This is a genomic window from Fervidibacillus halotolerans, assembly GCF_026547205.1.
Lineage (GTDB): Bacteria > Bacillota > Bacilli > Bacillales > Caldibacillaceae > Fervidibacillus > Fervidibacillus halotolerans.
The window spans coordinates 388,285-411,519 of sequence record NZ_CP106877.1; the positions used below are offsets into that span (position 1 = coordinate 388,285).

The window sequence follows — 23,235 nt, forward strand, 5'->3', positions numbered from 1 at the left end:
TAATATTGTCAAGTGAAAGCGTTTTACATGTAAGTGAATCTATTTGGCGAAGCAATATGTTGAAAGGAAAAATTTTGTATAATTGAATTCAATTTTAAAAATTAGATAGAATGGGGTGTGGAACAATGAATATTGAAGAGGGAATGAAATTTTCATGGAGTCGAACATTTACAAAAGAGGATGTTCTCCAATTTGGCGAATTGACCGGTGATCAAGGCGACCATCATATTCATCCAGATGAAAAAGGCCGATTAATGGTTCAAGGGTTATTAACAGCAAGTATCGATTCGCCAGTTTGTAAAGGAAAAATTAGAACTGATCTTGCGAGAAGAAATGAAAAGTTTCCTCGAAATGGAATAGGCTGGAACGTCGAATATGAGAAACGGTTACTATCAACGAAATCTAGATACGCAATATGGCCGGATTGAAGGTCTTTTGGTCCCAAGAGACCGAAATGGGAATTTCAAACGCAGTTGTTTGCCCCTTACCAACGCGTCTTCTGGCTGGCTCGAGGAAGCCGTCATCAAGATGTATCAAAGTGGCATGAGTACACGTGAGATTGGTAAGTTTATTGAACGAATTTTAGAAAATGCCTACTCACCAACAACAATTCGCCATATTGCCGATGTCGTCAAGGAAGATATCGAGAAATGGCACACTCGTCCTCTACATAAGCGCTATTCCGTCTTATATTTGGATGGTTTATACGTAAAACTTCGTCGTGAAACCGTTGAGAAAGAAGTCATTTATGTGGTGTTAGGTGTGAATGAAGAAGGATATCGTGAAATTCTTGATTTCTTTGTGGGAGGACAAGAAAGTGCCTATGGCTGGCAGGAAATTCTTCAAAATCTCTACCAAAGAGGCATCAAGGAAGTGCTTCTGGGCGTATTCGATGGACTACCGGGTTTTGAGGAAGCCTTTAAGGCTGTTTATCCGAAAGCCGATGTACAGCGTTGTGTCGTTCATAAAGTACGTAATACCTTACATCGTGTTCGGAAAAAAGAGCAATTTGAAGTGGCAGAGGATCTCAAACTGATTTATCGCGCACCGAATAAGGAGATAGCGTTACAGATGTTTCAACAGTTTGAGTCGAAATGGTCCAGCAAGTATCCAAGAGAAGTCCAATCGTGGGCCAATGAATGGGATATCCTCCTTACATTTATGGATGATCCAAGCAGTATTCTAAGTGTGATTTACACGACCAATGCCATCGAACGAAGGATCAAGGAGATTCGGAAACGCATAAATCCGATGAACAGTTTGAACAGTTTAGAAGCCACGGAAAAAGTCGTGTATTTGGCGATATAAGACTTTAAATAGAAGTGGGCCGACCGGAAACTTCGAGGATTTGCCGAAACGCAGGAAGCCCTCGAGCGAATGTTTGGAGAACGTTACAATTAACCAAATAATGTAAATCAATGAGATAAGAGGGATTCTCCTTTTCCACACAGGAAACTGAATATTCAGTCTCCTGTGTGGAGGAAATATCCCTCTCTATTCTAAATCCATTTCAGAAATACCCTATCTATCTTACATTACACAAAATTCTTGACAGTACCATAATCCTTTATCAATTTGGTATTTGAGAGATTTTAAAAAATGCGAGTGGCAAGGAGTAAATTTCCTCCATAACCGCTCGCATTTTTTATTAATGCCCAAGAAATAGGATCACTTTCATATTCTATTAGATTACGAATTAGTTCCATCATCTTAAACTTTCTGCGGACTTTTGCTCAAATGTAAAGATTCATTTACAGCAAAATTCGTCTACAGCAGCTAAGTGTTTGTAAAAATAACAAACTTTTTTCTTGAAATTATGACCGGGAAATCGACTGTAAAAAAATTTTAGATTACCAGGCTCTGTAAAAAAAGTTACATTCTTTTATCATTCCATTCATTTCTTTAAAAGTTTTTTTATAAAACATGGGATGTTGGGGACTATCGGCCTATTTAACCAATTATTTAGATTGTTTATACTAGTCTTAAAAAAACACGGAGAATGGTATCTTTTGAAATAGAAAGGAAAAGCGACATCTTTAAATCAGGAACTTGCTAATGCTTGATCGAATGATAGGGAGGCTTATTCATATGATACGGCGAGAATTGACGGTCGAAGAGTGTGGAGCGATCATATTTGAACATCTCCTTCGCTTTCGGAAAGAAATCGATAATCCACTAGTAATAAAGAAAGAAATGGATCTATTAATCAAACGTTTAAAAAAGAAAGGGTATTATCATACAAATCGGGTGATCACAAGAGTGCTTGAAAAGAATTCCCAAAAAAAGACCATCAAGCTGGAAATTATCGTTCCCGTTGTACAGGATAAGGATCTTATGGATTTTATCACGGAGTATCCCCAATACGAATATGTAGAAAAATATATAATGCCCGAGAGTATAAAAATTTCTATTGCTAATGATCCAGAGCAATTTCAACAGGCGGTACAAAAATTTACCGAATACGCGAAATTAAATGATCAAGAGAAATTAGATTTACAAAAAAATCACATTATAGAAATCGCAAAAATCGATTTAAAGGGAAACGTCGTGGCTTTCGACCTACACATGGAAAAAATAGGCAAGGAGGAAGCAAGCCATGCTTCAGTTGAATAAAACATTACAATATATCCGTAACTCACGTTATGAATATCTTGTAAAAAGAGGAAGCATCTCAAACTATTCTTTTCATATTAAAGATGATGATAAAACGGGAATTCTTGAGGTGCTTTTTGAAGAGGTCGACTATCCGATTGGTGAAGAACAATTAAAAGAGCTGCTTCTTTCAAAAGGGAACCAGATAGAATTAGAGAAAATCGAGGAAGTTTTAAACCAGTTAAAAGATGTAGAAATATTATATGAGTTAGGCTACGCTGGCGTGGAAAAGCTACACCTGTGTGTCATCAGTGGAGCAGAGCAGATCAATATTATCAAAGAAGTTTTGGATAATGAAAATTATGCGGTTGATTACTATAGCTTGGAAAATTTCCCGGATTTAGAAACCGTTTATTTAGATCTTTATGATGAGGAGCATGCAGGGGAAATTTTTGCTAAATATGATTTTGTTTTGTATTTTAGTCACTGCTTTTCGCCAGGCACCCATTATCAATTAAATAAAATCTCTTTAGAACAGAATACGAAATTAATAATCGCGTATTTAGATGGTTATGAAGGCATTATTATTCCATTGCTTAATTTTGAACAGGTCGGTTGCTATAACGATTTTGAAATATTAAGAGAATCATCTTTTTACAATTTATTAGACTATCAAGTGATGAAGGAGCATTTAAGCGAAAAAGGCGTAACCGATCAGCAAATGAACCGGCTTCATTTTAATTTACTAGTGAATCAAACGATTTTGTTGTTGGAACGGTATTCCCGTTATACATCGATTAATTACTATGCGTACTCTCTCGATTTTGAACGAATGGTTTATACAAAAACACGTTTATTAAAGTTCCCGAAATGTCCAAGCTGCCAGGGGGATAAAAATCTCGTACATCCATTTTTATAAGCGAGGAGAAGGAAAATGGATAAGTCGATCGTTGCCATGTTTTTTGCAGAACAAGAAAGAAGTTTTAGTAACGAAGAAATCGCGCTTTTCAAACGTTATATTGAAGAAAATGTTGTTCATACGGATAATACTTTTGAGTTTTTCGAGGAAAATTTGTCCTATTATGCCTTTCGCTATACAAGTGAGTATTATTTTTCACCGGCTGAATATTTCCACGTAAACGCGGACCTTATAAAAACCAATGAATTGATGAAAAATATGATGCTTTATGAACGGGCCATTGAATGGCACAACCAGACCGTTCATCCACAAAACTCGGAATATGTACTGAAAAAAGAAAAATATATTGATATTGTAGATGCTCCTGAACGGGTCCGGTTGATTAGCGAGTTCCTCAATCGATTTGATCAAAGAGATTATTTTATAACGGATTTACTAATTTATATAGAGGGAGAAATATACAAATATTTGCCGAAAAAAGAATTTCTTTTTAAATGGAAAAACCAGGATGCTACCATGATGGAAAAATTGATGGAACAAAATTATTTTAGCATCGAAACATTAGAACCGACCCTTTTGCAAGAGAAAAATCCCATTCTCATATTTCCCATCTTTATTCCGATCAGGAAAATGCTGTTTTTCGGCGAATTCGGTTATAAAAGTAGTCTCATTGAATATGGGAAATTGTTGCAAAGAATTAGGGGGTTTTTTGATGAACAAAACACTGCATATGCCATGATTGAACTCTTTGAAAATCATAAACTGAACGTTCTACTTGGTCTCGATGGTGTCGAACGAAGCATTCAGGCATTTTTTGTCGCAAAATAACTAGTATTTAAAGGAGCGAAAATCATGCAGGATGTGAAAATGGAAGGGACCCGGATCAATGAAGTCCGTGATCAGATTCAAGCCGTACGTGAAGTTCTCCTGAATAGTACGGATTTCGATCATCTAAAAGTAATCCATGAAATTATCGATGATACTCCTTATAAAACGAGAAATTTCATGAAATATATGCATGATGAATATTACATCGAACATCAAAGAAAAGACATTATCGAAAAAAGTCTACGCAAGTATCCTTTAAAGGTGAATCATAGCAAAATCCAAAACAAAGATATTTTTACAATAATCGCCAATCGGCATTCTCTCAGAGATTATGCCAATAATGAAGTTGATTTTGAAGTGTTCAGCAACATCATTCACTACAGTTTCGGGGTGAAATATTGGGGAATGGGGGCTTACAATCAGAAGCGATTTCCCTTTAAATATACCAATAGCCAGGGAGGCCTGAACTATCTAGATTTATATATCATCGTTAACAAAGTCGAGAAACTGGAAAAAGGATTATACTACTACGATTTTATTCGTGATGAACTTTGTCTCATCGATCAGGGGAATATGCGACCATTAATTAACGAAATCAATTATCAAAACGAGTTCACTGTTTATAGCAATTTTGTCTGCTTGATTGTTGCCGATATGGAAAGGGTAGTACCGAAATATTATAAGCGTGCCTATCGTTTTGCTCATATTGACACGGGAATTTTGGCCGCCTATTTGCAATTATTGGCTGAATACCACGGACTTGGTTCTTGTTGTTTGGCTGGATATCTGGAGCATAAAATCGAGGATTTATTAGGATTAAATAGTAATCAATATCCGATTTTGTGCATGAGCTTTGGTTATCCACCAGAGGAGATTTAAATGGTAATTTTCATTGAAATCCTGGTTCTTCTTGTGACCATTTTATGGTTGAAGTGGCGAAAAGTTCAATATCCGTTTCTTTATGTCGGTTTATTAATCTTATCATGCCTGGTTAATCGATTTTATTTCGGTTCCTTTCTCCCAGATTTTACCTGGTTCCTTTGGGATTTTGTTACCCTTTTTATCGTAGTCATTCTTGGAATGGTGTTTTTTGTAGTTGATTTTATCGTACTGAATATGATCAAGGGAAAGGTCTTGATCCTCGATTTTCTCTACATTATATTAAAAGGGAAATTACAGTGGCGAGTATTTCTCCTTTCATCTTTTATATCCGTCTTTGAAGAGTTATTGTTTCGTTATTATATGCTAACGAGCGAAGCGATGCCTTTTATCCTTCTTTTAATTATAAGCAGTCTCTGTTTCGGCCTCGTACATATTTTCTTCTCAACTTATGATATATTTTCCAAAACCGTATTAGGTTTTGTCTGCGGGATTTTGTTTCTATTGACTGATCACATTCTCTTCCCGATTGTTTTTCACGTTACTTATAACTTATTCGCTTCTAAAGAAAAATCTTATTCAATGGAGGTTGGCAATCTTGGCGATTGAAATTCGCAATTTGCGGAAAACATACGGGGACAAGAAAGTTTTAGACGATATTAATATCGTGATCGATCAACAAGGTGTTTATTTAATTGCCGGTCCGAATGGGAGTGGAAAGACGACCCTGTTAGAAATACTGGTAGGACTTAGGAAAATGGATCACGGTCAAGTACGAATTCATCAAGTATCATCTGATGATGTGAAAATAAAAAAAATGGTAGGCTTTTTAACCCAGCAAAACACGTTACGCCGAAATGTCACGGTAAGGGAAGAATTAAATCACGTCAAAGAACTGTTTGGATTGAAAATCGATACATACCAGTATCTGGAAAAATTCAAATTACAGGAATACTATGATCAAAAAACTAAAAATTTATCTGGTGGAACGAAAAGAAGATTATTAATTGCCATGTTGTTTATGCCCGGGTATGAAATTATCGTTCTCGATGAACCGGTTTCCGGGCTCGATACGTACAGTCGCGATGAAATCTGGAACTTGATCCGGGAATATGCCGAAAATCATATCGTCATCGTGTCCGACCATTATTTGAATCAAGCCGCTCAATATAGTGATTATATCTTCCTTATTAATAAAGGAAAAATTGTTTTAGAAGGGAAAACAGAGCAGATCTTAAAAGAATTCCAACATGATTATGTCATAAAAACGAGAAGAAAAAATCACGAAGAGTTGCTGAAAATGATAAAAAGGAAAGAAATTTTACGCAACTTAAAGGTCTCGGGTTCCGTTTACAACTATTTTATCAATCGTGAAGACTATGACGACGTAAAATGCTTGCTTTCCCATCAAAAATTTCGCTTACATCCTGTGAATTTGGAAGATATATATTTTTACCATACCGGAGAACTGTTAAAAGAAGTGGAGGAAGTTTGAGTGGAAAAAGCACTTGCTTTCATCAAAATTGAATTAAAAGCATTACTCAGGGAACCTGTCTCGATCTTCTTCATGGTGATTCTTCCCATAATCTTAACCGTCGTATTTGGCGGAACCTTCGGTGATGAAATGACCCCATACGGTGAAAATGTGAAAGGAATTGATATGGTTGTTCCTGTCAATATCGTATTCCTATTAGCGAATGCGGGATTGATGGGAATTCCGATTACCATTTTGGAGTTAAAGGAGCAGGGAGTATTAAAACGCTACAGTACGTATCCGATCAACCTTCGTTTCTATTTTCTATCCCTGGCCTTTACTTTTGCACTAGTCAGTCTACTATCAACCTTTTTGTTCGGTGCTTTGGCGTTTATCCGTTACAATGCATCATTCTACATGAACTTTTGGGAATGTATCCTTTTCATTTTCGCATACTCCTGGATCATTTTGATCTTTTATTCGATCGGTTTCTTATTTGCCTTGTTTATTAAATCTGCGCGTACAGCCAGTATCGTAACATCGGGTTTTTTCCTGGCGATGATTTTCACATCCGGCGTTGCGCTGCCTTTAGATTCATTACCTGAATACGTGCAGTTTGTTGCTAAAATATTTCCGATGTCCCACAGCATTGAATTTGTGCAATACTTATGGATTAGTGAATTGTCCTTTAACGAGCATTTTGCTCATATTATTTACCTCTTAGTCGCTGGAATAGTCATGTTAATTGTATTGAGGAGTGTAAAAATACGATGGGATTAGAAAAACGTCGTGCCCCGGTCACCATAACCATATTGAATAAAAGAAAAATTTCCGAGCCCCAGCAATTTCAATACGAAGATTATGTCAATTATAAGGAGATGATGAGCTATCTAGGTTATTTTAACTTAATAAAAAAATTGGATCTTGTTTTCGCTCCTTCAACAGAACTTCCTCTTTTTATCGGAAACTGCGAGTTTATGAATATTAATTACTTTTTCAATTACTTACAGCGTCAAACGAGCATGTCCGTAAAATTAAATGAATCGATTTTTGCCGGCGGTAAAGGATTCACCATGTATAAGGCGATTTGCTCGTCACTAGGTGAGGCTTTTGAACGGTTAATTGCCTGCCTTGAATATTTTCTACAAAAAGATCACCTCGTAAAAGGAAGTTACAATGAATTACTTGAACTGGGGTTGAATGCGGTTCACCCATCCAATCTGAAATTTTTTGCGGATGAACATTTGCTACAAGAAGATTTTCCATTTGATGATTTTGACGAAGAAACTCCCCTAACCTGGATCAAAATGGAAGAGTTAGTTAGCGGGAAAGAAGTTTACGTCCCGGCAAGCATTATATTGATGTATTACCAGCCGGAGATGAGAGGAGAGCAAAGAGTTGGCTATGCTACATCGGGAGGCTTAACATCCCATTATTTAGAGGAGAAAGGAATTGAGCATGGATTAACGGAAATTATTGAAAGAAGCGAGATCAATTTATCCTGGTACTGCCATATCAAGCCGGAAGAAATCATTATCGATGATATAAAAGATAAAAGACTGCAAAAATATGAATCTTATATTAAGGAGAAAAAGATTCGTTTCTTTAGACACAATGTCGATCAGCAAAATTTCCACGTTGTAACGGCGATGTCATTCGATAAAGACTTGACCAAGTATTCTTTTAATACAGGTGGGGGCATCTCTTATGATATCGAAAAGGCAATATTAGCCGCATTGGAAGAGTATGCGCAATCGGTAAATAATACAAGGAAAATTGTGTAGCGCCAGATTGGTTAACGTCGGTTTACTCTAACGGTTTTCTCGATGTGGAAGAAGATGATGATCCACGGAATTTCAAAACTTTCTATCAGGCGGTTTCTTACTACGGTCTGGAAAGGAATCGACATAAACTGGATTGGTATGTAGAAGGAAACGCGCGCCGTACTTTATCGGAGATCAGGGATGAACAAACGAAATACGATATTTGGCAATTTATGCAGTTATATAATATAAACCCGCTTATTTCACGTCTGGAAATGGCAAGACAATTCAAGCACATTTATATCTCAAAGGTATATATGTTAGAGTTTGCGCCGGCTTTTATCGCTGGTTTCCCGGCATTAGGTCACCCGAAATATAAAAAATATCTGCCTGAAGAGGCAGAGCTCAATAAAGAAATATTACCTTATCCGTAATTGCTTTCCTTAATAATCCGTTATGCCTCGTTTCAACCATATTTGAAAGGAGGTGATTCGGATGCGGATTATCAGGAAAGTCGAGGACCAAAAAGACTTCCATGCAAGCGCCATTTCTCCGGGTGGCTGGTGCTGCTCTTGTTGTTGCTGGTGCTGGGCAACCATCAAATTAGCATGATTCAGAGGAAGGGGGTACATTACTGTACCCTCTTACTTCTATATTATATGCTTTTTTTAGCGAAATTAACCTTTTTATTGTTCATGCAAAATTGCATTTCTAATGGTGATCGTTAATTGTCAATTGGATTACATATCCCCGCTAACTTTGACAACAATTTTTGCTTGCTTTGGATCGTTGGCAAGCGACTGGAATCCTTCTTCAACGAGATCATCCAGTTCAATTTTCTTAGTCATAATCGGTTCGAAATTGAATTCTTCATTTCTTAAAATTTCTAGAGATTCTTTTATGGTCTGTGGTGTATAACCCATGGAGGAGGACAATTTGACCCCACTTGTCATTAATGCTAACGGGTTAAATTCGAAGTTTCTTGTGTGCACAGCGATGATGCACACATTTCCTAACGGTCGGGTTACCGCGATCGCCTGATCGAAGGTCGGTTTGACACCGGCGGCTTCTAAGCTGACATCGACCCCTTGCGGATATTTTTCCCGTAAGTATTCGACAGGATTTACTTTTCCGGAGTTCAGCGCTTCGGTTGCACCGACTTCTTTAGCCTTTTCGAGTCGTTCCTCTACGAGATCAAATGCATAAATTTCCTTTGCTCCGGCTGCTTTTGCGGCAATGATGGCCAAAAGCTCAATCGGACCGCAACTAAAGATGGCGACGACATTCCCTTCTTTTACTCCGGCATGTTTTACAGCTTGATAGGAAACGGATAACGGTTCGGCTAATGCAGCTTTATCGAACGGTAGATCTTCCGGAACCGGAATGATGTTTTTTTCATCAATAACTACATATTCAGTGAAAGAACCATCGGTATGGAGTCCGATTGAATAAAAACCGTAGTAACGGTCGACCGACTCATCGTATTTTCCAGGTAAGACTACCGGATTGATGACAACGCGATCTCCCGGTTTTATACCTGTAACATTTTTTCCAACTTCTTCGACAACCCCCGATACTTCGTGTCCGAGTACGAGCGGTGTGGTTTCTCCTTTGACTTTGTGCGGTTGATCAACTGGTAACAAAATCGGACCAATTTGCCATTCGTGTAGGTCTGTTCCACAAATTCCCGTCCAGGCAACTCTTACCTTTACATCGTTATCGTCAACAGGTTTGACATCTCTATCTTCAATACGTACATCTTGTTTCCCATACCATACGGCAGCTTTCATTTTTGCCATAGAATACCTCCTCTAATTCTTTAAAATTATAATTATATTACAATAAATATATTAATATGATGATGTATAAAAGTTTGTGTAAAGCATTTTGCTAGACCAAAAGAAAAAAGGTAGGGTATTCTCTGATTTGGATAAAAACACATTCCAGAGAAAGGAGAACCCTACCTATGTCTAAAAGTATATCGAATGTAGACTGGGCAAATCAACTGGAAAGTGCGATTCGCCAGTTTGTAAAGGAAAAATTAGAACTGATCATGCAAGAAGAAATGAAAAGTTTCCTTGAAATGGAACAGGCTGGAAGGTCGAATATGAGAAACGGTTACTATCAACGAAATCTAGATAAGCAATATGGCCGGATTGAAGGTCTTTTGGTCCCAAGAGACCGAAATGGGAATTTCAAACGCAGCTGTTTGCCCCTTACCAACGTCATACTGGCTGGCTTGAGGAAGCCGTCATCAAGATGTATCAAAGTGGCATGCGTACGCGGGAAATAAGCTAAAGAGGATAAAATTGGTACTCAAAGGATATTCGGTTCTACGGAGGGAAAAACTGGCGATTATCCTTTTATAATTGCAAGTCATAGGGTGCGATTCGTCCATCCGGTAAAAGTTATTGATGCGGACCGAAGGAGATGTGAAGGGTGTATACGTATATAAGAAACTTGCTTTACGTGTACTGTTTGAATCGGGAAATCCCCCTTGCATAAACGTTTACGCAAGGGGGACCCGTGTTAAAAAAGCGAATTATTTTGGTACATATTTAAAGATTTCTTCGCTTTCAAAAAAGTCCATTAGACGATCGAGCCAGTCATAATAGGCTAACCATCGTTCTGTTTCCTTTAGTAAAGCAACAATTTTTTCTTCTGTTACCGAATCTAAGTTTTCATTCTTTTGGATCTCCGTTAATTCTTCATATATCTTTTTCCCCATTTTTTTGTTTTTCTTTATGACTTTTTGCCAACTAGAGGAAAAAAGTGAAATAAATCGTTGGTAATAGTCTTGTTCTACGTTATAAAGATCTTTCCGAACGCCCTTTTCAAACACTTTGTAGGCGATATTATAATCCACCATTTCACGAACGACTTGACTCATCCGTGTTTTACTCATTCCTGTTGCTTCTGATAAATCATTTAGCGTCATCGGTTTTCGGTTCATATACATAATTCCGAGTACACGTCCGACTGTTGGGGGAATTCCATAGGTACGCATGTTTTCAGCAAACGTGTCGATGATGCGTTCTTCTATATCGGTCAGTTTTTCGTTAATCTCCTTATTCAAATTCTTCACCTTCCAACAGTGACTATTCCTTTACAACGGGAAATTTCTATTAGTTAATGTACCACATATTTTATAAAAACTAAATGTCCGGAAACAGGAGCATAAAAGCGTATTTAAGGGAAATGTTACGATTTTTTATTATGAAACGATGTAAACAATATTTTATGAATGTATTTTATATAATATGTACAATATGTAAACTTTATATTTTATATAATGAAAGTTTAAAATAAAGTAAGATGGATAATTGTATAAAAATTTGGAGGTGTTTTGATATTGTTAAAATTTGACCACGTCTCGAAAATTTACAAAAAAGGAAAGCGGGCAGTGGATGATTTGACCTTTGAAATTGAACAAGGGGAATTCATCGTATTAATTGGACCGAGTGGTTGTGGAAAAACGACGACGATGAAAATGATTAATCGACTGATTGAGCCGACGGAAGGGAATATTTATTTGAACGGCGAGAACATATTAGATATCGACCCGGTGAAATTAAGAAGAAAAATTGGATACGTTATCCAACAAATCGGATTATTCCCCCATATGACCATCGAACAAAACATATCCCTCGTTCCAAGACTATTGAAATGGCCAGAAGAAAAAAGACGAGAACGAGCGAAAAGTTTATTAACCCTCGTCGATATGACCCCTGATTTTCTCGATCGCTTCCCCTTTGAATTAAGTGGCGGGCAACAACAACGTATCGGAGTTTTACGTGCTTTAGCTGCGGATCAACCGTTAATTTTAATGGACGAGCCTTTCGGAGCTTTAGACCCGATTACACGGGATTCATTACAAAGTGAATTTAAAAAACTGCAACAAAAACTCGGGAAAACGATCGTTTTCGTTACCCATGATATGGATGAAGCTTTAAAACTAGCAGATCGGATCGCCATTATGAAAGAAGGTAGACTCATTCAATTTGATACACCGGATGAAATTTTACGAAATCCGGCAAATACTTTTGTAGAAGAATTTATCGGAAAAGAAAGACTGGCACAAGCAAGACCACATATCCAAACGGTCGACCAAATTATGAACCAAGCTCCGGTTGCAGTAAATGGAGATGTCTCGTTAACAGATGCAATTAAAATTATGAAAAACCGTAGAGTCGATACATTGTTAGTTATTGATGAAGAAAGAAAATTGGAAGGCTATATCGACGTTGAAAACATCGATATAAATCGAAAAAAAGCAAAAGTCGTCTCTGAAATTGTTCAACGGGATATATATGCTGTAAAAACAGGAACCTTGGTAAGAGACACGATCCGAAAATTTTTGAATAAAGGGATAAAATATGTTCCAGTCGTCGATGACGAACATCATCTCGTAGGCATTGTAACGAGGGCGAACCTAGTCGATGTTGTATACGATTCCATTTGGGGAGAAGGAAACGGAGTGGAAAATGGCGTCCATTCATAAAAAGATCCCCGTTTATTTATCGTTTGTTGAAAGGGAGGGATATTGATATGGAAAAGATGTTTTCATTTTTAAAAGAATACGGATTTGAAATGTTGGTTAAAATCGGTGAACATTTATATATTTCTTTAATTGCAGTTGGGCTTGGGATAATCGTCGCAGTACCTTTAGGTATTTTATTAACGAGAAATCGAAAGGTTGCTGGATTTATTATGGGGATTTTTGGGATTATTCAAACGATCCCAAGCTTTGCCATTTTAGCGATTTTTATTCCGCTTTTAGGTGTTGGTAAAGTACCTGCGATTATCGCTTTATTTTTATATTCCCTATTACCGATTTTGCGAAATACGTATGCAGGGATTACTGGTGTGAAACAAGATTTACTTGAGGCAGGTCTCGGAATGGGGATGACGGAATGGGAAAAAATTCGACTTGTCGAATTGCCTTTAGCGATGCCGGTCATTATGGCAGGAATCCGTTTGTCGACCGTCTTTTTAATCGGATGGGCGACGTTAGCATCTTACATCGGTGCGGGAGGTCTTGGCGATTATATATTTAGTGGATTGAATTTATACAAGCCGGAATTTATTTTGGCCGGTGCCATTCCCGTAACAATTTTAGCTTTAATTACGGATCTTTTCTTAAATAAGGTGGAACAATGGGTGACACCGAAAGGCATTCGGAGGATGAAAGCTAGGGGGATGGAACGATGAAGAGATTGACGAAAATTCGCTTTGTCCTAGTATTCATTTCTCTCTTATTCATCAGCGGATGCTCTTTGCCCGGTTTAGGGGGATCAGGGAAAGAGTCGATTAAAATTGGAACGCTCACTACCTCGGAGTCACAAATTATGGGTCAAATGATAAAACAGCTCATTGAATATTATACGGATTTGGATGTGGTGATGGTCAATAATTTAGGATCATCCATCGTGCAACATCAGGCGATGCTCGAGGAGGATGTGGATATTACTGCAACCCGATATACGGGAACAGACTTAGCCGGTGCATTGGGGATGAGTGCGGTAAAAGACCCGGAGGAAGCTTTAGCCATTGTGCAACGGGAATTTGAAAAACGATGGGATCAAACATGGTTTGATTCGTACGGTTTTGAAAATTCATACGGATTTACGGTGACGAAACAGTTGGCGGAAAAATACGGTCTCGAAAAGGTGTCCGATTTAGAACCGTATGCAAATGACCTTCGTTTCGGTGTTGATAATTCTTGGATTCATCGGGAAGGAGATGGATATGAAGGATTTATTGAAGCATACGGGTTTGAGTTTCCGAAAATTTATCCGATGCAAATCGGTCTTGTCTATCAAGCGTTGAAAAATAATGAAATGGACGTCGTTTTAGCCTATACGAGTGACGGACGTATTGCCGCCTACGATTTACAATTGTTGGAAGATGATCGCCAATTTTTCCCTCCGTATGATACGTCGATGGTCGTACGTAATGAGATTTTAAGAAAATATCCACAATTGGAAGGCGTGCTTTCCAAGTTAGTAGGAAAAATAAGTACGGAAAAAATGCAACAACTAAACTATGAAGCAGATGGGAAAATGCGGGAACCGGCTGTCATTGCCCGAGAATTTTTGGAACAAAACGATTATTTTAAGGGGGCGGAATAAGTGGAAACATTAAGAGAGGTACTTTATTACTATTCCGAAAATGGATGGTACGTTTGGGACCAATTTTTCCGTCAATTTTTAATGTCCGCTTACGGCGTATTATTTGCTGCCATCGTTGGTATTCCAATCGGTATTTTCATCGCTCACCATAATCGGCTAAGTCCTTGGGTGCTCTCATTAGCCAATATTATTCAAACGATTCCATCCCTTGCCATGTTAGCGGTCCTTATGCTCGTCATGGGACTCGGTCCGAATACGGTAGTGTTCTCGTTATTTTTGTATTCCTTACTTCCGATCATAAAAAACACATACACAGGTATTCGAAATGTCGATCATGCCCTTTTAGAGTCTGGAAAGGGAATGGGTATGACGAAATTTCAAGTGCTTCGAATGGTGGAATTGCCCCTTTCCTTATCGGTGATTATGGCAGGTTTACGTACCGCACTGATAATTACAATCGGTGTTGCCACAATCGGTACGTTTATTGGAGCTGGTGGATTAGGAGACATTATTTTGCGGGGAACGAATGCTTCCAATGGAACGGCGATTATTTTAGCCGGTGCGATTCCTACCGCTCTTATGGCCATTATCGCTGATTTTCTCATGGGGTGGCTGGAGAAGAAACTCGTTCCAGGAAGAAAAAAGAAAAAAGCATGGGGAACGTCGGCGGAAAAAATTGTTTAGAATTGTCCCGGTTAGACCGGGATTTTTTTATTTCTGTAATTTGCATATTTTCCCCCTTGCAATAAAAGTGTACGGTGGTTTTCGGCTGATTATACTCGATAAAGAAGAATTAAGGAATCAACAATAAGAAATTTTTATCGCATTTAATAATAAAAATGAATAATTAAAATTTACAAAATAGAAGGAATTTCCTGTTTATTGTCAAAGTATATAATCGGTGCTGATCAGTACCTATAAAAGTATCTATAAAGCAGTATTTTCAAAAAAAAGGAGGATTTTTGATTATGCTGTTAGAAAAAAGTCATTATCTAAAAGTTAGAGAACATGAGGCCCATCTAAAAAAAGGAGAATTAGCTTATTTTCCAAAATAAACTTACAGGGTAACATGTGTAAAAACTAGAGATGATGGTAATTTTGCAGAATTGTATTTAAGTGAAGGAAAAACCCCTCTCGTTGAAGGAACAATTATAGGAGTTAATGAACTGATAGTATCAAATGACTCCAAAGTAGAAATCAAAGATAATATTGGTTTAATGTTCCGTTTGGGGGAAAACTCCGAGTTTTCACTAGAGTTGACCGCATTGGGAATTGCCCCAGTTTTCTATGGAGAGGTTTATAAAGGGAGACTAGGCGGACATCCAATTGTTATGTGTGGTGGAAAGTATAGGACAAGTTGTTATGTACAATGTCTTACAACAATGTTTTTTGAAAACTTAGAGTCTGATCTTGATGCATTTTACGCTCTATCTGATGAAGTCGAAGTCTGGGAATATGATGAAAGAGGTAGAAGATTTCCAATTGTAACGCTTGAAGAAGGGTATAAAGCAAATATAAGATACTTAGAAGATAAACCAATGAGAGAACGATATGTAGTTGAATCTATTGAACCAATTACAGATGATAAATATGACTATATTACTTCTAAATTTATGAATCCTAAAAATTGGAGATAATTCTAAAAGGGCGAGATTACAAGTCTCGTCCATATTCATCTTAGGTTAATGGGGATGATAATATGAAAATTGTAAAAACGGTTAAAAAATTTTTATTACTATTTATAAAATCTTTCCCTATATTTTGGAAGTCATCAAAATTATACACAACAATATTATTAATTACCGTACCATTACAGGGTATATTACCGGCTTTAAGTTTGTGGTTAGCAAAAGGTATGATCGATGAGCTTTCAACAGGTGTCTTTACGAATTTAATGATTTTCTTTATATTTTGGTTACTTGCTTCATTTTTAAGTTCAATAATTAGTCCAATAGAAATGACGTTCCAAGGGTTACTTACTGATAAATTAATATACAATATTAATAGACAATTGATGGAAAAATCCTCGAAATTAAATGACTTATATTACTTTGAGGATTCGAATTTTTACGATAATATTCAAGTGATTGAACAAGAGGCCGCATGGAGACCTGTTAATTTAATGGTGTTTGCAACGAGTGTCATTAGAAATGGTATTTCTGGTATTTCAATGCTTTTTCTATTAACAAGTTTCCACCCATTTATTTCTTTAATTATACTCATTTCAATTCTTCCGCAGGCATTTGTTAGTTATCGTTTACAACGGGAAGCTTTTGAAACAATGGTAGACCGTAGTCCTGATTCAAGAAAGCTGAGATATTATAGTTCGGTTATGTTATCAAAAGAACATGCGAAGGAAGTAAGGCTCTTCAACCTAAGTTCTTTTTTTATCAATAAATATGACCAAGTCTATTATAAAATTCATCGGGATATTAAAAATGTCCGATACAAACAAGCAATTTATTCCATATTGTTAGTTTTGCTTGGATTAATTGGTATTGGCTTTAGTTTTTGGTGGGTAATTGAACAAGCGACCCATGGCATTTTTACTCCTGGAGATATTCTTATTTTTTCTTCATCCATACTTTTAGCAAGACAAAGCCTCTCAAATATGATTGAAGAATCAAGTTTGCTATACGATACCCTATTATATATGGAAAAATTTTTCAACTTTTTATCTTTGAAGCCTATTGTCAATTCAGGAACAAAAAAATTAAATTTGCAAGAAGGCGATTATGAAATTACTTTTAATCATGTATCGTTTAAATATCCTAAAACGGATCGATACGCATTGTCGAATATTCACTTAAATATTAAACGTGGTGAAAAAATCGCACTTGTGGGAGAAAACGGGGCTGGAAAAACAACCTTAATTAAATTGTTGACAAGATTCTATCATCCTACTGAGGGTACGATTCATATTAACGGTGTGGACATTTCATCCTATGATATACATTCATTACGAGAGCATATCAGTGTTGTTTTTCAGGACTTTTCGAAATTCAATTTGACATTACGGGAAAATATTGCCCTTGGTGATTTAACAAAGATCGATCAGGAAGCAGAAATTTGGAAAGCCATCAAAAATAGTAATCTAAATCAGGTTTTAGATCAATTACCGAATAAATTAGAACAAATGTTAGGAAAGATTTTTAATGGAGGTACGGATTTATCAGGTGGCCAGTGGCAAAAGGTAGCTCTGGCTCGTGCATTTTTAAGAGACTCACCTATTGTTATTTTAGATGAACCAACTGCTTCATTAGATCCTAGAAGTGAACATGAGGTATTTCAATCTTTTATTAAGTTATCTAAAGATAAGACAGTCTTTCTAATAACACATAGATTATCTTCAGTTAAGATGGCAGATAAAATCGTAGTGCTGAAAGATGGCAAAATTGTTGAAGTAGGTAGCCATTCTGAATTAATCAAAAAACAAGGATACTATTTTGAACTATATAAATTACAAGCAGAAAAATATGGGATTGAATAAAGTTATAAAGGATTACGCTTTTTCCTTTTAACATCTTTCCGAAAGAAGTCCCCCACTTCTAAACGAAGTGAAAGTGGGAGATGAATTTCGGTTAGGCGTAGGTATGAGTTGTCTCTTTTTTTGTGTTATGATATAATCAGTCTTAGAAAAATGAAACGCTGTTTTATCAATGGAATTAGACAATAATAACCATTCAGTGTTCTCGTTGTATTATCATCTTGTTCTGGTTGTAAAATATCGCAGACCAGTGATTGATGATACCATATCTGACTATGCAAAAGATATGTTTGTGAGACTGGGTAAAAATTACAATATTTCCTTGGTCGAATGGAATCACGATATGGACCATGTGCATATTTTGTTCAAAGCACATCCGAATAGTGAACTGTCAAAGTTCATCAATGCTTATAAAAGTGCAAGTTATCGACTGATCAAAAAGCATTTTCCGCAAGTGAAAAGAAAACTGTGGAAAGAATATTTTTGGTCAAGAAGCTTTTGCCTGCTTACAACGGGTGGTGCACCCATTGAAGTAATAAAAAAATATATAGAAAATCAAGGTATGAAGTGATGGGGTGTCGATATGGTAAACAAAGCCTATCAGTTCCGTCTGTACCCAACAAAAGAACAAGAACAACTGCTCGCCAAAACCTTTGGTTGTGTCCGTTTCGTTTACAACAAAATGCTTGAAGAACGCATACAAATTTATGAAAAGTTCAAAGACGACAAAGAAGCTTTGAAAAAACAAATATTTCCGACCCCTGCCAAGTACAAAAAGGAGTTTCCTTGGCTTAAAGAAGTGGATAGCCTTGCGCTGGCAAACGCCCAATTGAATTTGCAGAAAGCGTTTCAAAATTTCTTTTCCGGTCGTGCTGGATTTCCAAAGTTCAAAAACCGCAAGGCGAAACAGTCGTACACGACAAATGTGGTCAATGGCAACATTAAGCTTTCAGATGGCTATATCAAGTTACCCAAACTGAAATGGGTCAAGTTCAAGCAACATCGGGAGATTCCTGTCCACCATATCATCAAAGCTTGTACGATCACGAAAACAAAAACAGGAAAATACGATATTTCTATTCTTACAGAGTACGAACATCAACCTGTATCAAAAGAAGTGCAAACGGTTGTTGGCTTAGATTTTTCCATGAACACGTTGTATGTCGATAGCGAGGGTAAGAGAGCCAATTATCCTCGATTCTATCGTAAAGCATTGGAAACATTAGCAAAGGAACAGCGCATTCTATCACGCAGAAAGAAAGGTTCCAACCGTTGGCACAAACAGCGTCTGAAAGTAGCCAAGTTGCACGAAAAAATTGCGAATCAACGAAAAGACTTTCTGCATAAGGAGTCGCACAAATTAGCGAAACTTTATGATTGCGTGGTCATCGAAGACCTCAACATGAAAGGGATGTCACAAGCCCTCCATTTCGGTCAAAGCGTTCATGACAACGGCTGGGGCATGTTCACCTCTTTCCTTCAGTACAAATTGGAAGAACAGGGGAAGAAACTGATCAAAATCGACAAATGGTTTCCCTCATCCAAAACGTGTTCGTGTTGCGGTCAAGTCAGGGAGTCTCTATCGCTTTCTGAGCGTACATTCCGCTGTGAATGTGGATTCGAAAGCGACAGGGACGTCAATGCAGCAATCAATATCAAACATGAGGGCATGAAACGATTAGCGATAGTCTAACTTGTCCTCGAACCGTGGGGCACACGGGGATCGCTCGGTCAACTTTCCATCATGAGATGGGATTACCCGAGAACCCCCACCTCTAAGCGAAGCGTAGGTGGTGGGAGTATGTCACAAGCATACGACGAGGAAATTATGAAGGGACTGCAAAGGGAGTATGAGAAAGGGAAAGAAGACATGAAAAATGAAATCATGTCGGTCAGTGAAAATCTCGTCGCATTAGCTCAAGAAACCGAAAGCTCGGTGGAGACAGTAAGTAAGGAATTCCATACAGTTAATCAAAGGACAACAGAAAGCAACCAACAGGCTCTAACTGCAAAAACATTTGCCCAAGAAGGTTTAAGAAAATTAAATGATAGTATGGAAAGGGTACATTTAATTATACAGATGATTGAAGATGTGGCGAAAACAATCGATTCACTTGGAAAATCGTCAGAAAAAATTGCTAAAATCGTCTATATCGTTCAAGAAATTGCGGACCGAACGAACTTACTTGCCCTGAATTCAGCAATTGAGGCGGCACGAGCCGGTGAACATGGAAGAGGATTTGCTGTCGTTTCTAAAGAAGTTAAAAAACTAGCTGAACAAACGAAAAACTCGATTTCTGAAATTCAGTCGATCATAACTACAACCGACAATGATACGAAACAAGTGGTTCATATGGTGAAAGAAATGCAACAATTGGTCTATACGGGTACGAATACATTTCGTGAAGGAAATGAATCGTTCCACAAAGTCGTTCATTCCATCGAACAAAGTGGTTCCGTTGTGTCAACGGTTTACGAACAAATTGAAAACCTGAATAAGGCTGTGAAAGATATTGAAGGGGCGACGAATCGTGTTCGAACATCAGCAGAACAATTGAGGGAAGTTGCATTTAAATCGTAAAGGACACGATTCGATTTCATTTCCGTTAAACGATTGATATACTTAGATTGAAACAATATGTAATGTTTTGGAAACACCATACTTTATTTTGTTAGGAGACGTAGGTATGAAATCGATTGTGATCGGTAAGACGGTTATAGGAGAGGGATTACCGAAAGTCATCGTCCCGTTAACGAAATTTAACGATGAAGATTTACTAGTGGAATTAAGTAACGTGAAATCGATGAATCCGGATATTATTGAATGGCGGGCGGATTTTTATAGGAAAGTAGGAGACCTACCGTCCGTCCGACATCTATTATCCGAAATACGAACGGAGGCATACGATTTACCACTACTTTTCACCTTTCGAACGCAGAAAGAGGGGGGAAGTGGGGATGCATCCGTTTCGTATTATCAAAAATTATTGGAAGAAGTCATATGTTCAAGGAAAATAGAGGTAATTGATATCGAATGGAACATAGCAAAGCCTTTCATTGATTCACTCGTTGACTTAGCGGAAAAGAACGGGGTTTTTGTTTTAATGTCCCACCACAATTTTCAAAATACACCTTCGAAAAAAGAAATCATCGATCGCTTTCGTTCGATGGAACAATCGGGGGCACATATGACGAAAATAGCCGTGATGCCAAAGGATTTTCATGATGTGATGACGTTAATGGAAGCGTCATGGGATATGAAAACGAAATACGCTACCCGGCCCTTTATTGCGATTTCTATGGGGAAACTAGGAATGATTAGCCGAATGGCTGCCGGATTATATGGCTCTGCTGCGACCTTCGCTTCAGGAAAGACGTCTTCTGCCCCAGGTCAAATTCCGATCGGCCAATTGAGAACGATCTTTGATTTGTTACATAAAGGATAAGAAAAAGTGTTGAAAAGAATAAAAAAATCGAAGTTTCTTCAACTTCGATTTATCTATATTTTAAATACGATCACCGTTGAAAATAGAATTTTTCACGACGACATAATCTACTTTTCTCAAGGCGTTTATATTTTTTCCTCCTGCATAAGATATGGCCGATTGAAGATCTTCCTCCATTTCCGTTAACGTATGTTGGAGTCGACCTTTACATTTTACAAGCATCCGTTTTCCTTCCACATTTTTCCTTTTTCCCTTTTGATACTCGGAGGCGGAACCATAGTATTCTTTGTACAATTTTCCGTCCACTTCGACCGTTTTTCCAGGGGATTCTTCATGGCCTGCAAAAAGGGAGCCGATCATAACCATTGTAGCACCGAAACGGATCGATTTTGCAATATCTCCATGGGTGCGAATTCCTCCATCAGCAATAATCGGTTTGCTTGCGGCTTTCGAACACCAGTTAACAGCAGCTAATTGCCAGCCTCCGGTTCCAAAACCGGTTTTTATTTTTGTCGTACATACTTTTCCAGGACCGATTCCTACTTTTGTTGCATCTGCACCAGCGTTTTCTAATTCGCGTACTGCCTCGGGAGTTCCCACATTTCCAGCAATTACAAACGTATCAGGAAGTAGATTTTTAATATGTTGTATCATTTGGATGACGGAAATGGAGTGACCGTGGGCGATATCGATCGTAATGTATTCGGGTGATAATCCGTGATCGGCCAATTGCTGGATAAAGGCAAATTCCTCTTTTTTGACTCCAACGCTAATGGAAGCAAATAAACCGCGGGCTTGCATCTCTTTAACGAATGCCAAACGTTTTTCTTGTTGGAAGCGATGCATAATATAAAAATAGCCATTTTCAGCAAGGTAGATTGCAATTTTTTCATCGATGATCGTTTGCATGTTCGCAGGTACTACTGGTAAACGGAAAGTAAATTTACCGAATGTAACGGACGTATTGCATTCCTTTCGACTATTGACGATACATTTCGCAGGAATGAGTTGAACATCTTCATAATCAAAAATATTTTCCATCATTCGCACCTCAAAACGAATATTTTTTATAAAAACAAATAAAATCATTCGCCATATGTAATATACATTATTGAAAAAACGATGTCAATGAATAGAAAGTACTATAAAATGTTCGTTTTTTGTGGAATTGACGACCGTTTTTTAAACATGGATTTTCAACTTAATCGTATTCATTAATGGGGAAATGTTCATTCTTGCGTTATGGGGAATAATCAGGAAAATGAGCGCAAATGATAAAACGTCAAAGAGTGCATTTTTTAGTAGGGGTTCCACGGTTATTTTTTGTTTAAATGGAAGGAAATTGTTGTTTCTTGAATTGGAATCTTCCAGCGTTCTTTTTAAAAGAAAAACCCTTCATTAAATGAGAAAGTCCGTTGGCATCTTTAAATCGGTCAACGGTCGGGTTTGTCCATGTCTTTGATTGATCGCGTGAACAAATGAAAATTTGGGTGCCGTTGAACAAAAGGAGAACTAGGAAGATTATTTGAAAATTGATTGGAAAATTTCTATTCGTATAAATTGGGTATGTTTACCATGAATTTTTCACTTTGTCAAATAATAAGAACCCTTTCATTTCTCACCTAAAAAAATGTCAAAAATCTTTCGTATAATGGTTTGAATTTCGTAACAATATTCAAGTTCATGTTATTTAAAATTAATTATTATATAAGTATG

The 23,235-nt window shown here is 37.4% G+C and carries 24 protein-coding genes and 1 pseudogene; 22 read left to right on the forward strand and 3 right to left on the reverse strand.

Annotated elements, in window-relative coordinates:
* Positions 1-125: 125 nt before the first annotated feature.
* The 11 genes from OE105_RS01750 to OE105_RS01800 all read left to right on the forward strand — a co-directional run bounded on the left by OE105_RS01750 (position 126) and on the right by OE105_RS01800 (position 8,889).
* Positions 126-428, forward strand: coding sequence for a hotdog family protein (locus OE105_RS01750; protein ID WP_275421027.1), 303 nt, complete (start codon positions 126-128; stop codon positions 426-428).
* Positions 376-1,308: an IS256 family transposase gene (locus OE105_RS01755; protein WP_275421028.1), complete on the forward strand. Its 933-nt coding sequence runs from the start codon at positions 376-378 to the stop codon at positions 1,306-1,308. The genes OE105_RS01750 and OE105_RS01755 overlap by 53 nt, the downstream gene beginning before the upstream one ends.
* 780 nt (positions 1,309-2,088) lie before the next feature.
* Positions 2,089-2,613, forward strand: coding sequence for a hypothetical protein (locus OE105_RS01760; RefSeq protein WP_275421029.1), 525 nt, complete (start codon positions 2,089-2,091; stop codon positions 2,611-2,613).
* Positions 2,597-3,511 (forward strand): hypothetical protein, encoded by a 915-nt coding sequence (locus tag OE105_RS01765; protein WP_275421030.1) that lies wholly within the window; start codon positions 2,597-2,599, stop codon positions 3,509-3,511. Before OE105_RS01760 ends, OE105_RS01765 begins: the two co-directional genes overlap by 17 nt.
* Positions 3,512-3,526: 15 nt before the next feature.
* Positions 3,527-4,339 (forward strand): hypothetical protein, encoded by an 813-nt coding sequence (locus OE105_RS01770; protein WP_275421031.1) that lies wholly within the window; start codon positions 3,527-3,529, stop codon positions 4,337-4,339.
* Positions 4,340-4,363: 24 nt separating this feature from the next.
* Positions 4,364-5,218, forward strand: a complete 855-nt coding sequence (locus OE105_RS01775; RefSeq protein WP_275421032.1) for a SagB/ThcOx family dehydrogenase — start codon at positions 4,364-4,366, stop codon at positions 5,216-5,218.
* Positions 5,219-5,827, forward strand: coding sequence for a CPBP family intramembrane glutamic endopeptidase (locus OE105_RS01780; protein ID WP_275421033.1), 609 nt, complete (start codon positions 5,219-5,221; stop codon positions 5,825-5,827).
* Positions 5,817-6,713, forward strand: coding sequence for an ABC transporter ATP-binding protein (locus tag OE105_RS01785; protein WP_275421034.1), 897 nt, complete (start codon positions 5,817-5,819; stop codon positions 6,711-6,713). Before OE105_RS01780 ends, OE105_RS01785 begins: the two co-directional genes overlap by 11 nt.
* Entirely contained in the window at positions 6,714-7,472 is a 759-nt protein-coding gene (locus tag OE105_RS01790; RefSeq protein ID WP_275421035.1) for an ABC transporter permease, read from the forward strand.
* Positions 7,463-8,476, forward strand: a complete 1,014-nt coding sequence (locus tag OE105_RS01795; protein ID WP_275421036.1) for a YcaO-like family protein — start codon at positions 7,463-7,465, stop codon at positions 8,474-8,476. Before OE105_RS01790 ends, OE105_RS01795 begins: the two co-directional genes overlap by 10 nt.
* Before the next feature lie 44 nt (positions 8,477-8,520).
* Positions 8,521-8,889, forward strand: a complete 369-nt coding sequence (locus OE105_RS01800; protein WP_275421037.1) for a hypothetical protein — start codon at positions 8,521-8,523, stop codon at positions 8,887-8,889.
* Positions 8,890-9,195: 306 nt separating this feature from the next.
* Here OE105_RS01800 and OE105_RS01805 read toward each other — a convergent pair whose 3' ends face one another.
* Positions 9,196-10,254, reverse strand: coding sequence for a zinc-binding dehydrogenase (locus tag OE105_RS01805; RefSeq protein ID WP_338030921.1), 1,059 nt, complete (start codon positions 10,252-10,254; stop codon positions 9,196-9,198).
* A 167-nt stretch (positions 10,255-10,421) separates the two neighbouring features.
* Here OE105_RS01805 and OE105_RS01810 point away from each other — a divergent pair.
* Positions 10,422-10,747: pseudogene (locus OE105_RS01810) on the forward strand (transposase); the annotation flags it as partial.
* A gap of 250 nt (positions 10,748-10,997) precedes the next feature.
* On the opposite strand, the gene OE105_RS01815 reads toward OE105_RS01810, so the two are convergent.
* Positions 10,998-11,531: a GbsR/MarR family transcriptional regulator gene (locus OE105_RS01815; RefSeq protein ID WP_275421038.1), complete on the reverse strand. Its 534-nt coding sequence runs from the start codon at positions 11,529-11,531 to the stop codon at positions 10,998-11,000.
* Positions 11,532-11,807: 276 nt separating this feature from the next.
* Between OE105_RS01815 and OE105_RS01820 the strand changes: the two genes are divergently transcribed.
* The 10 genes from OE105_RS01820 (at position 11,808) to aroD (ending at position 21,519) form a co-directional block, all read left to right on the forward strand.
* Positions 11,808-12,956, forward strand: a complete 1,149-nt coding sequence (locus tag OE105_RS01820; protein ID WP_275421039.1) for a betaine/proline/choline family ABC transporter ATP-binding protein — start codon at positions 11,808-11,810, stop codon at positions 12,954-12,956.
* Between the two features lie 47 nt (positions 12,957-13,003).
* The gene (locus OE105_RS01825) at positions 13,004-13,666 is read left to right on the forward strand and encodes an ABC transporter permease (protein ID WP_275421040.1); all 663 of its coding nucleotides are present in this window, start codon (positions 13,004-13,006) and stop codon (positions 13,664-13,666) included.
* Positions 13,663-14,586 (forward strand): osmoprotectant ABC transporter substrate-binding protein, encoded by a 924-nt coding sequence (locus OE105_RS01830; RefSeq protein ID WP_275421041.1) that lies wholly within the window; start codon positions 13,663-13,665, stop codon positions 14,584-14,586. Before OE105_RS01825 ends, OE105_RS01830 begins: the two co-directional genes overlap by 4 nt.
* Positions 14,587-15,270 (forward strand): ABC transporter permease, encoded by a 684-nt coding sequence (locus OE105_RS01835; protein WP_275421042.1) that lies wholly within the window; start codon positions 14,587-14,589, stop codon positions 15,268-15,270.
* A gap of 422 nt (positions 15,271-15,692) precedes the next feature.
* Entirely contained in the window at positions 15,693-16,223 is a 531-nt protein-coding gene (locus tag OE105_RS01840; protein WP_275421043.1) for a hypothetical protein, read from the forward strand.
* Positions 16,224-16,285: 62 nt separating this feature from the next.
* Positions 16,286-18,076, forward strand: coding sequence for an ABC transporter ATP-binding protein (locus tag OE105_RS01845; RefSeq protein ID WP_275421044.1), 1,791 nt, complete (start codon positions 16,286-16,288; stop codon positions 18,074-18,076).
* A gap of 169 nt (positions 18,077-18,245) precedes the next feature.
* Positions 18,246-18,644, forward strand: a complete 399-nt coding sequence (gene tnpA, locus OE105_RS01850; protein ID WP_275421045.1) for an IS200/IS605 family transposase — start codon at positions 18,246-18,248, stop codon at positions 18,642-18,644.
* Positions 18,645-18,656: 12 nt separating this feature from the next.
* The gene (locus tag OE105_RS01855) at positions 18,657-19,766 is read left to right on the forward strand and encodes an RNA-guided endonuclease InsQ/TnpB family protein (protein WP_275421046.1); all 1,110 of its coding nucleotides are present in this window, start codon (positions 18,657-18,659) and stop codon (positions 19,764-19,766) included.
* A 108-nt stretch (positions 19,767-19,874) separates the two neighbouring features.
* A complete protein-coding gene (locus OE105_RS01860; protein WP_275421047.1) occupies positions 19,875-20,654 on the forward strand; it encodes a methyl-accepting chemotaxis protein in 780 nt (259 codons plus the stop codon).
* A gap of 106 nt (positions 20,655-20,760) precedes the next feature.
* A complete protein-coding gene (gene aroD / locus OE105_RS01865) occupies positions 20,761-21,519 on the forward strand; it encodes a type I 3-dehydroquinate dehydratase (protein ID WP_275421048.1) in 759 nt (252 codons plus the stop codon).
* A gap of 60 nt (positions 21,520-21,579) precedes the next feature.
* Here aroD and guaC read toward each other — a convergent pair whose 3' ends face one another.
* Positions 21,580-22,560 carry a GMP reductase gene (gene guaC, locus OE105_RS01870; RefSeq protein ID WP_275421049.1) on the reverse strand — a complete coding sequence of 327 codons (981 nt, stop codon included), beginning with the start codon at positions 22,558-22,560 and terminating at the stop codon, positions 21,580-21,582.
* Positions 22,561-23,235: the final 675 nt, after the last annotated feature.